10 protein-coding genes are annotated in these 15,116 nt (G+C 44.7%); all 10 read right to left on the minus strand.

The window, feature by feature from the left end:
• Positions 1–2: 2 nt before the first annotated feature.
• Positions 3–1,259 carry a thiolase C-terminal domain-containing protein gene (locus E4K67_RS05875; protein ID WP_135545488.1) on the minus strand — a complete coding sequence of 419 codons (1,257 nt, stop codon included), beginning with the start codon at positions 1,257–1,259 and terminating at the stop codon, positions 3–5.
• 270 nt (positions 1,260–1,529) lie between these two features.
• Entirely contained in the window at positions 1,530–2,957 is a 1,428-nt protein-coding gene (locus E4K67_RS05880) for a sigma-54 interaction domain-containing protein (RefSeq protein ID WP_135545489.1), read from the minus strand.
• Between the two features lie 275 nt (positions 2,958–3,232).
• Positions 3,233–4,234 (minus strand): isocitrate/isopropylmalate dehydrogenase family protein, encoded by a 1,002-nt coding sequence (locus E4K67_RS05885; RefSeq protein ID WP_135545490.1) that lies wholly within the window; start codon positions 4,232–4,234, stop codon positions 3,233–3,235.
• A gap of 53 nt (positions 4,235–4,287) precedes the next feature.
• The gene (gene nifV, locus E4K67_RS05890) at positions 4,288–5,424 is read right to left on the minus strand and encodes a homocitrate synthase (protein WP_135545491.1); all 1,137 of its coding nucleotides are present in this window, start codon (positions 5,422–5,424) and stop codon (positions 4,288–4,290) included.
• Positions 5,425–5,618: 194 nt separating this feature from the next.
• On the minus strand, positions 5,619–7,067 hold the full coding sequence (gene gatB / locus E4K67_RS05895; RefSeq protein WP_135545492.1) for an Asp-tRNA(Asn)/Glu-tRNA(Gln) amidotransferase subunit GatB: 1,449 nt from the start codon (positions 7,065–7,067) through the stop codon (positions 5,619–5,621).
• A complete protein-coding gene (gene gatA, locus E4K67_RS05900; protein ID WP_135545493.1) occupies positions 7,054–8,544 on the minus strand; it encodes an Asp-tRNA(Asn)/Glu-tRNA(Gln) amidotransferase subunit GatA in 1,491 nt (496 codons plus the stop codon). Before gatA ends, gatB begins: the two co-directional genes overlap by 14 nt.
• A gap of 16 nt (positions 8,545–8,560) precedes the next feature.
• Positions 8,561–8,851 carry an Asp-tRNA(Asn)/Glu-tRNA(Gln) amidotransferase subunit GatC gene (gatC, locus tag E4K67_RS05905; RefSeq protein WP_135545494.1) on the minus strand — a complete coding sequence of 97 codons (291 nt, stop codon included), beginning with the start codon at positions 8,849–8,851 and terminating at the stop codon, positions 8,561–8,563.
• A gap of 669 nt (positions 8,852–9,520) precedes the next feature.
• Positions 9,521–11,509 (minus strand): NAD-dependent DNA ligase LigA, encoded by a 1,989-nt coding sequence (gene ligA, locus E4K67_RS05915; protein WP_135545496.1) that lies wholly within the window; start codon positions 11,507–11,509, stop codon positions 9,521–9,523.
• A 68-nt stretch (positions 11,510–11,577) separates the two neighbouring features.
• Positions 11,578–12,510: a manganese-dependent inorganic pyrophosphatase gene (locus tag E4K67_RS05920; protein WP_135545497.1), complete on the minus strand. Its 933-nt coding sequence runs from the start codon at positions 12,508–12,510 to the stop codon at positions 11,578–11,580.
• Positions 12,511–12,570: 60 nt separating this feature from the next.
• Positions 12,571–14,841, minus strand: coding sequence for a DNA helicase PcrA (gene pcrA, locus E4K67_RS05925; protein WP_135545498.1), 2,271 nt, complete (start codon positions 14,839–14,841; stop codon positions 12,571–12,573).
• Between the last annotated feature and the right edge of the window lie 275 nt (positions 14,842–15,116).

Raw genomic sequence — 15,116 nt, forward strand, 5'->3', positions numbered from 1 at the left:
GGTTAGAACCCCCTTTCGAGAATGCTACAGGTAATATAGGTACCCGTCCCAGCATGGCTGTGAATCAAACCTCGTTTGGCATTTTTAATTTGCAGTGTATCGTCCCCGCCGAAATGTTGACCGATGGTCCCCTGCAGTTGCCAAAGGGCAAAGACGGATTGCATCAATCCCGTCGCTCCTACTGGATGACCGCAAGCTAACAGTCCACCTGAAGGATTTACAGGCATTCTTCCGTTGACATTAGCTGCTCCCGATTCTACGAATTTTCCACCGTCTCCGTATTTACACAAACCTAAATCTTCATAGGTTTGAATTTCCGAGGAAGTAAATGCATCGTGGAGCTCTACGAAATCAAGCTGCTCGATCGGGTTTTCGATCCCAGCCATTTTGTATGCTTCTTTCGCTGCGACTCGACCTCCCCTGAAGGAATGGACCCCTGGGTATTTCAAGCCTTTATAATCCTCAGCGCGTTCGTGATTAAGAAGGATGACTTCGCGTGAAGGTCGATCCGACAAACGCATAGCATCTGTTCCCGTACCCACGCCGCTAATCAGGATTGGTTTATCCGTTAACTTAAAAGCCATTTCTTCCGAGGCTAAGATCGCTGTAGCTGCTCCGTCTGACATGACGCAAATATCCAAACGTTTTAATGGATCAGCCACCATTTCGGAGTTGAGTACATCTTCAATCGTTAGTTCCGCGGGGAACTGGGCATACGGATTATGCAGTGCGTTGCCATGATTCTTAACAGATACCGCTGCTAGTTGCCGCTCTGTTGTACCGAATTCATGCATATGTCGTTTGACCATCATTGCATAATAGCCGGTATAAAAACCACCGACTGGGTAATCAAAGTTAACATCTGATGCCAGGGCGATAAACTCATTTCCCTTCCAGGTATTCACATGGGACATCGTTTCAAAGCCAACGGCAGCACAGACGTTCATCCTTCCACTGGCAATGGCCTCCCAAGCTGTCTGAAAGCCCATTCCTCCAGTAGCTCCACCGGATTCTACTCGTTTAGATGGTTTTGGCGTAAGTCCCAAATAATCTTGAACCATAATTCCTGCCATCAACTGGCGGGTAAAGTGATCTGAAAAATAGGCGATAACTGAACCGTCAATCTGGTCTAGTGTTAAATTTGGCACATCGGCCATAGCTTGATCAAAGGACTCTTTGGCCATATAACGAAAATCCTTTTTCGGTGTGGATTTGGCGAATTTTGTGATCCCACCGGACACCATATACACTGGTCTCATGATTTTCCCCCTCCTACCTATTAGATCTATGGCTACGTATAGCTTTTGCTTAACTCACTTACTTGTTTTCATCCCAGTCAATTGATAACGCCAGAATAAAAATATGGCACCCCCTTCCTGCTTCTAATGGTTATACTAGTGCAAGAGTTGTGCCACAATATTGAATATTCGGAAATATAGCAAAAGCCATAGGTATTAGGTCTTGGGGACTAATTGCTATCGTATTACAGTGAAGACCTTAGGCAATTTAGCCCAAGCAAAGTTACCTATTCACCGCATTTTTGCCGATGCTGAACCTCGCATGATTCCAAGTTTCTTACACTTGCGCAGAAGGGTGGAGATGTCAATACTGAGAGCCTGGGCAGCAGGACCGAGTTGAACATTTTGTCGGAGGGCTCGCTCAATCGATTGTCGTTCTGTGGCTGCCACCGCCGCTTTCAGAGGGATTATTTTCCGGTCTTTTCGACTTGAGAAATCGGTATGTTGCAGAACGATAACCTGATTTGCCCGCCGAATTTTCTCCGGCAAATCTGCTTTCTCTATTATACCAGTCTGATTAAGTACGACTAATCGTTCTACGACATTCTCAAGTTCACGCACATTTCCAGGCCAAGAGTATTCGTATAAGCAATCCATTGCTTCCGAGATAAAACTCAAACTGCGTTGATACTTTTGGCAAAACTTGTCTAAGAAAGACAACGTTAACATGAAAATATCCTCTTTTCGTTCCCGCAGAGGTGGAATAGCGATAGGTATTACATTTAGTCTGTAAAAGAGATCCTTACGAAATGTCCCCTCCTCCACCATCTTCTCTAGATCTCGGTTGGTGGCACACACGAACCGAATATCCATCGTTAGCGGCGTAGTTCCTCCGACGCGCTGTATTTTATGGTCCTGCAAAACACTCAGAAGTTTAACTTGGAGAAGCAGGGGTAATTCACCGATCTCGTCCAAGAAGGCCGTACCATGGTTGGCGTGATCCAACAACCCCACCTTGCCCTCTCGTCGTGCTCCTGTGAATGCTCCTCCCTCATAGCCGAATAGTTCTGATTCTATTAATGAGGGTGGAATGGCACTACAGTCCACTTTTATGAACTTTCCATTAGCACTGCGGCCACTGTGCTCGTGAAGGAGGGAGGCGATTAAGCCTTTCCCCACCCCGGACTCACCATAGATCAGCACAGTCGCGTCAGAATCTCCGATCCTAGGCAGTGCGTCTAAAATGTTTTGCATTTTGGGATCGCGCGCCGTTATTTTCCGGGAGGCATTGATCATAGTCGGACCATAGTTTATTAGGATCTCTCGGTACTGCTTATTAAGCTGCTTAGAACATTTTAATTCATTCTTCAAGGTACTCAGTTCGCTTAAGTCACGCACTTCGCACACCACGTTAATCAAATTGCCCTCTTCGTCAAAAGACGGATTACCAGTTACCAAGGCCTCGCACCCGCTAGGATAAGAAATCACCTTAGACACACGCTGTCTACTGTTAATAACCTCAATAGTTACTGAATCCGATATCAAGTGATCGTCAAGAAGCGTGCTCACATGCCGTCCTGTGACATCCATAGGGATCCCTGTGATACGCAAGAAAGCGTCATTATGTGCAATACAGTATCCTTCATAATCGCATATATAGATGCCATCACTAATTGAGTTAATCATAGCTCGAAATGTTATTCCCATATTCCCGCTCATCTTTTATGCCCCCTATCTCTGGAATGCAGTATGTATATATATCAATTTATATACATACTATCTTACTATTACTTAAATTGGAAGAATATTCTGAATTAATAATTTATGTCCCAATTGCAGGTATTGAGAACCATACAAGTCAATAATCGCTCTCTAATACATCAATAAGGTGACTAGATTATTACTAATCCAGTCACCTTAGGCGATCTATCGTGTTTGGTACATCATGCTGAAAATCCCTCTGTATGATTTAATCTTTTATTCACCAATAAGAATTAACCCATGGCTTTAATGATGGCAGCGGCCATCTCTTTAGTACCGGATTTACCTCCCAAATCTGCAGTAATATAATCTCTTTGCCTTAGAACATGCTCAATCCCTGTCTCAACTCGCTTGGCTTCCTCCACGAATCCAAGATATTTAAGCATCTCAATACCCGAGAGAATCATCGCCAGAGGATTAGCCAAATTCTTACCTGCAATTTGAGGGGCACTTCCGTGAGCGGCCTCAAAGACAGCGCCCATTTCTCCGATATTGGCCCCTGGTGCGACACCCAGTCCACCCACTAATCCAGCGACGAGATCTGAAATAATGTCACCATAGAGATTAGGTAAGACTAGCACATCAAATTGCTCGGGGGTTTGAACTAAATTCATACACATCGCATCGACGATCCGGTCTTCACACTCAATCTCTGGATAATCATGGGCCACCGAGCGCACACTTTCCAGAAAAAGACCGTCACTCAGTTTCATAATATTGGCTTTATGGACAATCGTCACTCGTTTACGCCCTTCCTGACGAGCTAATTCGAAGGCATACCTCCCAATTCGTTCTGAGGCTTCACGAGTAATAATCTTGATACTTTCCGCCGCATCGCGTCCAACCATGTGTTCAATCCCGGCATAGAGGTCCTCCGTATTTTCCCGTACAACCACAATATCCACACCTTCATAACGTGACGGAACATTCGGCAAGTTCTTTAAATGCCGCACGTTAGCATAAAGCTGCAATTGCTTGCGCAAAGCAACATTGACACTACGAAAGCCTTTTCCGACTGGGGTAGTAATGGGTCCTTTAAGGGCTACCTTATTACGACGAATCGTCTCTAATACATGTTCTGGCAAGGGAGTTCCGTACTGTGCGATACAGGCTTCGCCTGCTTCTACTACTTCCCATTCAATTGGGGCGTGACTAGCCGTAATGACACTTTGAGCAGCATAACTAACTTCTGGACCTATTCCGTCTCCTGGTATTAATGTTACTTTAATTGACATTGTTGTACTCCCTTTAAAGGCGGCTGATTGCCGCCTTTTATTTTTGCAAATTATTAAACTCCGTGTTGTTTTAACATATCACTATAAATATACACCAGTTCTTTATCAAAGAGCGAGCGCTTCATGTCGACAGCCAGCGCTCGGACCCTAGTCAACATTTCATTAGCATCTTCGTCTGACATTTCTCTTCCATACTCAAGAAAAAATTTCGCCTTGATGGACGCCGTCCCCGAGTGTTTTCCTATCACTATCTGCCGTTCGGACCCAACATCTTCAGGGCTGAATGCTTCATAAGTCTTAGGGTTCTTTAGCGCTCCATCGGCATGAATCCCAGATTCGTGCGCAAACATATTACTACCCACAATCGATTTCCAGGGTGGAAGCATCCGACCCGAGGCTCGAGCGACGTATTCAGAAACCTCGACAAAACGTTCCGTGGCGAAGCTTAAATCCGTATCGAGTAAATGTTTTAAAGCCATGACCACTTCTTCTAAGGCTGCATTACCAGCTCGTTCTCCCAAACCATTCACCGTAACCCCAACATGTGTCGCCCCGGCCTTTACTCCAGCTAAAGCATTGGCGGTTGCCAATCCAAAATCGTCATGGGTATGCATTTCAACGTCAATACCTGCTTTTTCGATCAGAGTTTTAATATTGTCATATGTTTTGAACGGATCCAAAATCCCTACGGTATCACAATAGCGCAATCGATTTGCGCCCGCTTTTTTGGCTTCTTTAGCAAATTCCACTAAAAAATCCATATCTGAGCGCGAGGCATCTTCCGCGTTAACGGATATATACAATCCTTCACGTTTAGCAAAGGTTGTTGCCTTTACCATCCGTTCTAAAACGTCCTCACGGGTGGTCATAAGTTTATGTTCGATATGAATATCTGAGGTGGAAATAGAAATCGCAACAGCATCAACACCACAAGCCAGTGAGGCTTCAATATCTGAAACTACTGCGCGATTCCAGCCCATAATACTAGCTTTTAATCCTAATTTAACAATATCACTAATGGCTTGCAATTCATCGCCACCCATGACAGGAACACCAGCTTCAATCTGCTGAACGCCAAGCTCATCAAGCAATCGAGCGATGCGCAATTTTTCCTGATTTGAGAACACAACTCCTGCCGTTTGTTCCCCGTCGCGTAACGTGGTATCCACAATTACTAAATGTCTACTCATTAGTCAGACTCACCCTTCTTCTTAAACTGGAATTAAGCTATTTAGCCGAGTATACAGCTAGATTTCCCTTATCTTTATACTAGCATAATACCCCCCGCGATTGAAGGATATCCATTTCTTTATACTGTATACTTTTTACAGGTTGTGTTACTAAAATAAGATAGGGGCTCCTCTTGATGAGAAGCCCCCTATCTTTAGGCTAATTTATCCTTGAGCAGCTGATTTACAAGCCCCGGGTTAGCCTGCCCCTTGGTAGCCTTCATGATTTGACCAACGAGGAAACCAATCGCTTTATCTTTTCCAGCTCGGTAGTCCTCTACCGATTGGGGATTGGCAGCAATTACGCCGTCGATAATCCCGAGAAGTGCCCCCTCGTCACTGATCTGAGCGAGTCCTTTCTCCTTGACAATAAGCCCAGCGTCCTTACCCGTACTATACATTTCTTCAAGGACAGTCTTAGCGATCTTTCCGCTCAGGGTTCCTTTATTGATAAGTTCGAGTAGCTCCGCTAATTGTTGAGCAGAAATCGGAGAATCGGACACATTACACTGGTTAGTGTTTAGCAGACGAGTAACATCGCCCATGACCCAGTTCGCTAAGGTCTTAGCATCTCCATAGTAGGTTAAGGCTTCATCGAAGAAGTCTGCCATAGCTTTTCCTTGAGTTATAACCCCAGCATCATAAGCTGACAGTCCTAATGCCTGCAGTCGAGCACGTCGTGCGGCGGGAAGTTCTGGGAGGGTTTTACGAATTCTTTCTACCCAATCTCGGTCAATAACCAGGGGAGGGAGATCGGGTTCAGGAAAGTAGCGATAATCATGGGCTTCCTCTTTAGAACGGAGTGTTAGCGTGACCCCTTGCCCCTCATCCCAAGTGCGTGTTTCCTGTACCACGTTTTCACCCGCATTTAACACTCGGGTTTGACGAGCCACTTCATACTCCATGCACCGCCGAACAGAGCTAAAGGAATTCAAGTTCTTCGTTTCGGTACGAGTTCCCAAGGTTTCCGTTCCGAAGGGTCTGAGCGAAACATTCACATCAAAGCGAACCGAGCCTTGTTCCAAACGGCAGTCCGACACCTCTGTATACTCTAGAATCTGGACTAATTTTTCGAGATAGGCAAGTACTTCTGGAATCGAGCTCATATCAGGCTCTGAAACGATTTCTAGAAGCGGCACTCCTGCTCGATTATAATCAACTGAAGATTCGTTAGACGTTGAGATCGTCTCTCCGCTATGCACGAGCTTACCCGCATCTTCCTCCATGTGGGCCCGCGTGATCCCTATCCACTTTTTTTCCCCATCGACTTCAATCTCCAACCCACCCTTGCCGCAAATCGGCAAGTCGAATTGAGAGGTCTGGTAATTCTTAGACAAATCCGGGTAGAAGTAGTTCTTACGGTCAAATTTTGAAAACTCAGCGATCTCACAGTCCAACGCCAATCCAGCCTTAATCGCATAATTTACCACTTCACGGTTAAGGACTGGGAGCGCGCCAGGCATACCGAGGCACACTGGGCAAACGTGCGTGTTTTGCTCTCCCCCAAACTCCGTTGTACATCCACAGAAAATCTTGGTCTTAGTTTGGAGTTCAACATGTACCTCCAGTCCACAGACCATTTCGTATTTTTCAGCGACTACCACAAGCCAGCACCTCCTTAGACAAACTCGGTTTTAACGTGTGATAATTCGTGTTTTGTTCAAAGGTATAGGCTACTCGATACAAGGTCCCTTCATCAAACGCTTTACCCATGAACTGCATGCCGATTGGCATTCCACCTACGAATCCCGCTGGAATAGAAATTGCCGGAATTCCAGCCAAATTTATGGGTACGGTCGTTATGTCCGATAAGTACATAGCTAAAGGATTAGCGGATTTTTCCCCAAATTTAAAGGCTGGAGTCGGAGCTGTCGGGGAGAGGAGCACATCAAACTTCTCAAACGCCTTGTCAAAATCCTGTTTGATTAGCGTTCTGACCTTTTGCGCTTTTAGATAATATGCGTCATAATACCCAGAACTCAAAGCATAGGTTCCGAGCATAATTCTTCGTTTCACTTCTGGTCCAAATCCTTCTGCTCTAGTTGATTTAAACATACCTAATACATCTTCTGCCTCAGCCCTGTACCCATAGCGTACTCCATCATAGCGTGCAAGATTAGAGCTCGCCTCAGCCGTGGCAATCAAGTAATAAGCTGGTATCGCGTACTCGGTATGGGGTAGTGAACACTCAGATACTTCTGCACCTAAATCAATCAAAGTTTGAATGCCTGCTCGAATCCCTTTGGCAACGTCTGGATCAATCCCCTCACCGTAATACTCACGCGGAATTCCAATTCTCAAACCTTTAACGTTATTAACCAGGAACTTAGTATAATCTGGCTTCTCATAAACAACTGATGTCGAATCCATAGGATCATATCCAGCGATAGCATTCAACACCAAGGCATTGTCTCGCACGGTTTTAGTAAACGGACCAATTTGATCGAGTGAGGACGCAAACGCAATAAGGCCAAACCGCGAAACTGCGCCGTAAGTTGGCTTCATTCCAACCACCCCACAAAATGCTGCCGGTTGTCGGATGGATCCCCCCGTGTCAGAACCCAAGGAAAAAGCAGCCTCGTCCGCAGCTACGGCTACTGCGGCCCCCCCGGAAGATCCTCCAGGAACATACTCTAAGTTCCAAGGATTGCAAGTTTTGGCAAAATATGAATTTTCCGTAGAAGAACCCATTGCAAACTCATCCATATTAACTTTGCCGAGCAGGATTGTTCCCGCAGCCTGAAGACGGTCTGTCACAGTCGCATTATAGGGTGGAATAAAACTCTCCAACATCTTTGAAGCACAGCTTGTACGAACCCCTTCTGTGCACATGTTGTCCTTCAAAGCCATCGGAATTCCCTCTAAAGCACCGAGGACCTCGTTTTGGGCAATCTTTCGGTCAATTTCAGCAGCCTGAGCTATTGCCCGATCTTCTACGACTGTTAAGTAGGCTTTCAATTCTGGATCAACCGTCTTAATACGCTCTATATAAGCTTTCGTCAATTCTGTAGAACTGACGTCTTTATGTACGAGAAGCTCATGCAGTTCACTGACTGATTTCCCTATATCCCCTGTTGCCATTTCTGCACCCTCCTTTCTAAGTCAAACTTATTCTCGGCACCCTAAAGAAACCCTCTTCCCCATCCGGGGCATTTTTCAGGGCCTTCTCATGATTAATCGAGGCGCTCACTTGATCTTCGCGCATAACATTGTGTAATGGAACAGCATGAGCAGTAGGCACCACATCCGCTGTGTCTAAGCGCTCCAACATGGCCGCATAGTCTAAAATAGAGTTAAGTTGTTCGGTATACTCTTGAATCTCCGGTTCAGTTAACTCTAAACGCGCCAATGCTGCCACATATTCAACGTTTTCACGTGAAATCGTCATCTAATTCACCTTCCCTTGGATAGTTTGTTGCTTTAACCTCTATCATAACAAAAATGGCAGAACGAGGCAATATATATGAAAAAAACAACACTAGGCGGGTCTTTTAAGGAAACTTCTTGGACTTATACATCGGGAGTATACCTAAAATAGCCATTAGGGGCCTTTTTCACGAGCTATCGGGGGGCTATGATGATTTGCAGGAGTTATTATCAAATCTTTATTAATTTTATCCAAAGTAATCAAATCTTCGACGGATCACGCATACGATCATGGTAAAAGATGATATACTTTAACTCAGGGGTGAATGTTATGGGAGGCAACCCAATACAATTTGATTACACTGTTATATTAACCTTATTATTTCCTATGCTCTTTTTCTTTATATTTTTTGTATTCGTTATTTACCTAATGGTAAGTGCTATACGGTTTTTTAAACGTAAAGAAGTCATTGATAAAGCGCTATTACAAAAGTTAGATGAGCTAATCAAGTTGCAAACTCATCAATCTAAGAAGAATTCTTAATAGTAAAAAGCCGGTTTCTCTTTTAGGGAGAAATCGGCTTTTTACTGCAAATAAGGAAGCTTCTTTCATGCTTACAAATGCATTTTCAAGAACCATCCCTACTACCTACGTGAATTGTGTTAAAAGGCCCGTCCCTCTGACACACTTTCAAAGAGGCTCATTAATCAATTGTTCAAATTCCTCTTCCGTTATAACCAGAACTCCCAGACCCTGCGCTTTTAGTAGCTTTGAGCCTGCTTTCTCCCCGGCAACGACAAAAGCCGTTTTTTTACTGACGCTGCTTGCCGCTTTTCCGCCATATCCTTCGATAAGATCTTCGATCTGCCGTCGTTCCCAGCGCTCTAGAGAGCCGGTTACGACGATGCTCTTACCTGCGAATATCTGCGGTTTAATCGAGGTTCCCGCGGTCATGTTCACACCAGCTTCACGCAATTTAGTCAGGAATTGTTCTGTACTCTCTAGCGCAAAAAACTGCACTAGGCTTTCAGCCATGGTCGGTCCTACGTCAGGGATCTCTTGTAGTTCTTCCACTGTCGCACTGAGCAACTTATCCATAGAGCCAAAGGCTTGTGCTAATGTTTTTCCAGATTTTGCGCCAGTATTGCGAATTCCCAAGGCAAAGATCAATGGAGCCAAGCCTCGCTCTTTGCTGTCTTCGATCGCCTTAAGTAAATTCTCTGCCGATTTTTTGCCCATCCGATCCACAGGCGTCAAATCATCAAAATTCAAAGAATAGAGATCAGCCGCATCCTTGATCAAGCCTGCATCTAGGAGTTGTTGAACAACCGCAGGTCCTAACCCATCGATTGCCATGGCATCGCGCGAAACAAAGTGGATAATCCCCTCACGTTGCCTTGCTGGACAGGTTATACTATGACAACGATATGCGACTTCCCCTTCGTCTTGCGTGACGGGACTCTGACATTCTGGGCAGAGATCCGGCATTTCAAATAGCCGTTCCTCACCCATGCGTTTTTCAGGTATAACTCTGATAACCTCTGGAATCACGTCCCCCGCTTTATGTAAAAGCACATGATCCCCAATCCGAATATCCTTTTCACGAATGTTATCAAGATTATGAAGTGTGGCACGACTCACTGTAGAACCTGCCACGGAAACTGCTTTTAGAACCGCCGTAGGCGTCAATACTCCGGTACGCCCAACACGGATGACAATATCTTCGATGACCGTTTCAACCTGCTCCGCCGGAAATTTATAAGAAATCGCCCAGCGGGGACTTTTGGCGGTAAACCCAAGTTCCTGTTGAAGGTCAAATTCATTCACTTTAATCACTAGACCGTCAATATCATACGGGAAACGATGACGCTCTGATGCCATTTCTTCACAATAAGTTATAACCTCTTCGATATCGCTAAATACCTTATACTCAGGATTTACGACAAAACCCTGCCGATGTAAATAAGTGAGCACCTCTGTTTGGTTATGAAGACCTAATTCTTTCGCTGATAAAACTTGATAGGCAAAGTAGTCGAGTTTGCGCTCTGCTGTGATTTTAGAGTTCAGTTGACGCAATGACCCGGCTGCTGCATTGCGTGGATTAGCAAACGTAGGCTGCCCTTCTTCTTCTCGTTCTTGATTTAAACGTGCAAACGAAGCTTTGGGCATATACCCTTCTCCTCGAACACTTAGCTTTGGAACCGTCTTATCCAAGCGCAAAGGAATAGAACCCATGGTTTTGACATTGACGGTAATATCTTCTCCAACTTCACCATCTCCACGAGTGGCTCCACGCATAATAAGCCCATCCTCATAGGTTAAGGCGACAGTTAAACCATCAATTTTAAGTTCTACAACGTACTCCACCGTGGGGGCAACCTTGCGTACGCGTCGGTCAAACTCTTGCAAATCACCCGGAGCAAACGCATTGTCCAAACTAAGAAGAGGCTCCAAATGCCGCACTTTAGTGTACTCTTTGGCTACCTCTCCTCCAACGCGTTGAGTCGGAGAATCCGGAGTAACCCAGTTAGGATGCTTGGCTTCCAAGTCCAGAAGCTCGCGCATAAAAGCATCATATTCAGCATCCGTGATGCGTGGCTGATCAAGCACATAATACTGCTTATTAGCGTCTTCGAGTTCCTTACGAAGCGTTGTTACAAGTTCAAATTCATCCTGCACTGAAATTCCTCCGATCCCCGCCTATGATACTACTTGTTAACTCATTTTCCGTTACCTAGGTACGAAAATTAAGCTTGGAAATAGGTTGTCATTTGTGGTACAACTTGCTTTTTACGGGAAAGAACGCCTGGTAGATCAACACTGCCATTAACAATTTCTTTGCCGAAAGCCTTAGCTACTTCTTCTGGGTTGTCCCCTTTAACAATCAGCTCTGTTGTGTCTGTTAAAATATCTGTTATCATTAAGCAAAGATACCGCATATCTTGAGCGACACGATGTGCTTCAATCGCTGCTGTTAAGTTTGCCCGAACAGCTTCAAAACCATCCATACCCATTAGACTGACTTGTCCAACTCCAATTTTATGAGCACCCATCGTAAAGGCCTTAAGGTCTTCTTCGATCATGCTTTGTGGAGTACGATCTGCGATGTTGGAAGCTGATTTAAACATCTCGATACCATATGCCATAGGTTCAACGCCTGCAATAGGTGCAAGATAAGCGGCGATCTCCTTGTCAAGTGGAGTACAAGTAGGAGACTTAAAAATTACGGTATCGGAAAGAAGAGCTGAGAGTAAAATTCCAGCGATCCCTTTATCTGGAGTGATGCCTAGTTCTTTGTACATTTGTGCAACGATGGTACATGTGGAACCTACAGGCTCAATACGAACATAAAGAGGTTCTGATGTTTGAAATCCGCCCACTTTGTGATGGTCAACAATTTGCACAAGCTGAGCTTGATCTGCACCAGCAACCGCTTGTCCATATTCATTGTGGTCGACGAGAATCAATTTTTGTTTAGGTTCTACAGACTCCAATACTTCAGGAACCGCAACTCCAAAATAGTTAAGTACGAATTCTGTCTCTTTATTGAGTTTTCCAGCAGAGCAAGGAACAACATTTTCAGTCCCTGTAAGAGCCTTCAAATTAGCTAAAGCGATCGCTGAACACACTGAATCCGTATCTGGGCTTTTATGACCAACAACATAAATTTTATCTGACATAGTTACACCTAAACCTTTCTTTTTTACGAAATTTTTGAAATGTACAATAGACAAAAAATGTTACAGCTTCGTTAACTTGGCATATTCAGCCATAAGTTTTTTGATTCCACCGTCGAAAACAATCGTCAGCTCCGCCTGGTCGCCTTCCCCCTTGATTGAGACAATAACTCCTCGACCAAATGTAGCATGTTCCACTTTGTCTCCTAAATGATGTGCCTCACCTCCTTTACTAACAAGAGTACTTCCGAAACCTTTTTCCCATGAACCTGAACCCAAGGGAATCGTACGATCTGCTTTCTTATCCTGCGACCACGACGATTTAGGCTTAGCGTTTGAACGACGTTTTGGTGGATCTAGAGGGTCAATATCCGTCATTAAAGCTGCTGGGATCTCCGCCAAGAAACATGAAGGCCGGTTGTACTGTGTTTTGCCGTAAAGCATTCGCATTTCAGCATTGCAGAGATATAGTTTCTCCCTCGCTCGGGTGATGGCGACATAACAGAGTCGCCGTTCTTCTTCTAATTCGATCGGGTCCATAAGTGAACGACTACTGGGGAAAATCCCATCCTCCATGCCCACTACAAACACTACCGGGAACTCCAACCCCTTCGCACTGTGCATGGTCATTAGAGCCACAGCTTCTTCTGACTGGTCCAGTTCATCGATATCAGCGACCAATGAAACCTGTTGTAAGAAGCCATTTAAGCCTGGGTTGACCTCTTCCTCATCTCCTCCGTCATTTAACGCATTTTGCGCGGCCTGGGCCGCCTTAGCATCATACTCTGCCGTGACGGAAAGAAACTCCAACAAGTTTTCCAGACGAGTCTCCGCTTCAGGGGTATCCTCTGCTTGAAGAAGTGCCTTGTACCCCGTCTTATTTAAAATTGCTTCTACCAAATCCGTAACCGACGCTTCCTTAGAATACGCCACTAAGCCTTGCATCAATTGGGCAAAACCAATCAAAGGTTTTTTGGCTCGTGTTGGCAATTCCGGAATATACTCAGCTTCAAGAATCGCTTCCAGCACGGGCATTCCCTGTTCATTTGCATATTCTAAGATCTTCTCCAGCGCACTATCTCCTAGTCCGCGTTTAGGTACGCCGAGTACACGGGCAAAACTCACTTGATCAGCGGGGTTAGACAAGACTCTTAAATAAGCTAAGATGTCTTTGATTTCCATGCGCTGGTAGAATTTCAACCCTGAGAAGATGCGATAGGGCGTAGCAGCCTTCATTAAACGCTCCTCAAGCGCCCGCGACTGAGCATTTGTTCGGTAAAGAATAGCACAGTCATTATAAGGCCGTCCTTCGAGCTCATGTAAACGTTGAATGCGCTCTACGACATAGCCCGCTTCATCTCGCTCATCATTGCCGATATAACACACTAAAGATTGTCCCTCGGCATTATCGGTCCAAAGCGACTTTTCTTTACGAGTTTCGTTATTTTTGACCACTGCATTAGCTGCATTAAGAATCTTTTGCGTTGAGCGGTAATTTTGCTCGAGTTTAATGACTTTCGCTTCCGGATAATCGCGTTCAAAGTCAAGAATATTCTTGATATCCGCCCCGCGCCATCCATAGACCGATTGATCATCATCTCCCACCACGCAGAGGTTGCGATACTCGCTCGCTAAGAGTTTGATTAGCATATATTGGGCATGATTCGTATCTTGATACTCATCAACCATAATGTAACGGAATTTATCTTGATAATAGCGAAAGACTTGGTTATTTTGCTGAAACAGCCGCACTGTCAGCATAATGATATCATCAAAATCTAACGCATTATTGTTCTTGAGTCGTTTCTGATAAGAACGATATATATCAACGACTTTATGTTGGAAATAATCGCTAGCCGCCTGTGAAAACCCCTCTGGATCTAACAGGTTGTTTTTAGCATCGCTGATGACCGCCGCAACACTGCGCACTGGGAATTTCTTTTCATCTAGATTGTATTCCTTCAAGCAGGATTTCAATAGAGACTGTTGGTCTCCAGTATCGTATATAACAAAGTTCCGGTTATACCCCGACATATTATCTATTTCACGTCTCAGAATACGAACACAGGCTGAGTGAAATGTGGTAACCCATAACCCATATCCCTCATTACCTACCAGTGTGGTCACTCGCTCACGCATCTCTTTGGCCGCTTTATTCGTAAACGTGATTGCTAAGATCGCACTGGGTTCTATCCCTTGAGCAATTAAGTGAGCAATTCTATAGGTGAGAACACGGGTCTTTCCCGATCCAGCACCCGCGAGAATTAGAAGCGGCCCTTCTCTATGCTCAGCTGCTTCTCTTTGTACTGGATTCAAATCGTCCAACCGATACATTAACCACTCCACCTCAATTCTTGTACATATTATAACATACAGTACGTCCGACTGTTGCTTGATTTGCCGCTAGTCTCTTTCCCTTGAGATATCGCGATAATTATTAGTTATACCTAGAGTTAACGGACACTATAGGACAAACTTTGTTACTTGGCCAATTACACAGTTTATAATCAAAATTTCATAAGATGACCACTAGATTGTATAGTAGGACCTCCTCGTTTTCAGCATTACTCCGACATATATAAGGAAAACAGTGATAATAGATGATTTAA

Source organism: Desulfosporosinus fructosivorans (assembly GCF_004766045.1).
In the GTDB taxonomy this organism is placed as follows: Bacteria; Bacillota; Desulfitobacteriia; order Desulfitobacteriales; family Desulfitobacteriaceae; genus Desulfosporosinus; species Desulfosporosinus fructosivorans.

Coding starts and splice junctions, on each gene's coding strand:
- E4K67_RS05875 (WP_135545488.1), bottom strand. CDS start 1,259: ATGAGACCAGTGTATATGGTGTCCGGTGGGATCACAAAATTCGCCAAA.
- E4K67_RS05880 (WP_135545489.1), bottom strand. CDS start 2,957: ATGAGCGGGAATATGGGAATAACATTTCGAGCTATGATTAACTCAATT.
- E4K67_RS05885 (WP_135545490.1), bottom strand. CDS start 4,234: ATGTCAATTAAAGTAACATTAATACCAGGAGACGGAATAGGTCCAGAA.
- nifV (WP_135545491.1), bottom strand. CDS start 5,424: ATGAGTAGACATTTAGTAATTGTGGATACCACGTTACGCGACGGGGAA.
- gatA (WP_135545493.1), bottom strand. CDS start 8,544: ATGGCAACAGGGGATATAGGGAAATCAGTCAGTGAACTGCATGAGCTT.
- gatC (WP_135545494.1), bottom strand. CDS start 8,851: ATGACGATTTCACGTGAAAACGTTGAATATGTGGCAGCATTGGCGCGT.
- E4K67_RS05920 (WP_135545497.1), bottom strand. CDS start 12,510: ATGTCAGATAAAATTTATGTTGTTGGTCATAAAAGCCCAGATACGGAT.
- pcrA (WP_135545498.1), bottom strand. CDS start 14,841: ATGTATCGGTTGGACGATTTGAATCCAGTACAAAGAGAAGCAGCTGAG.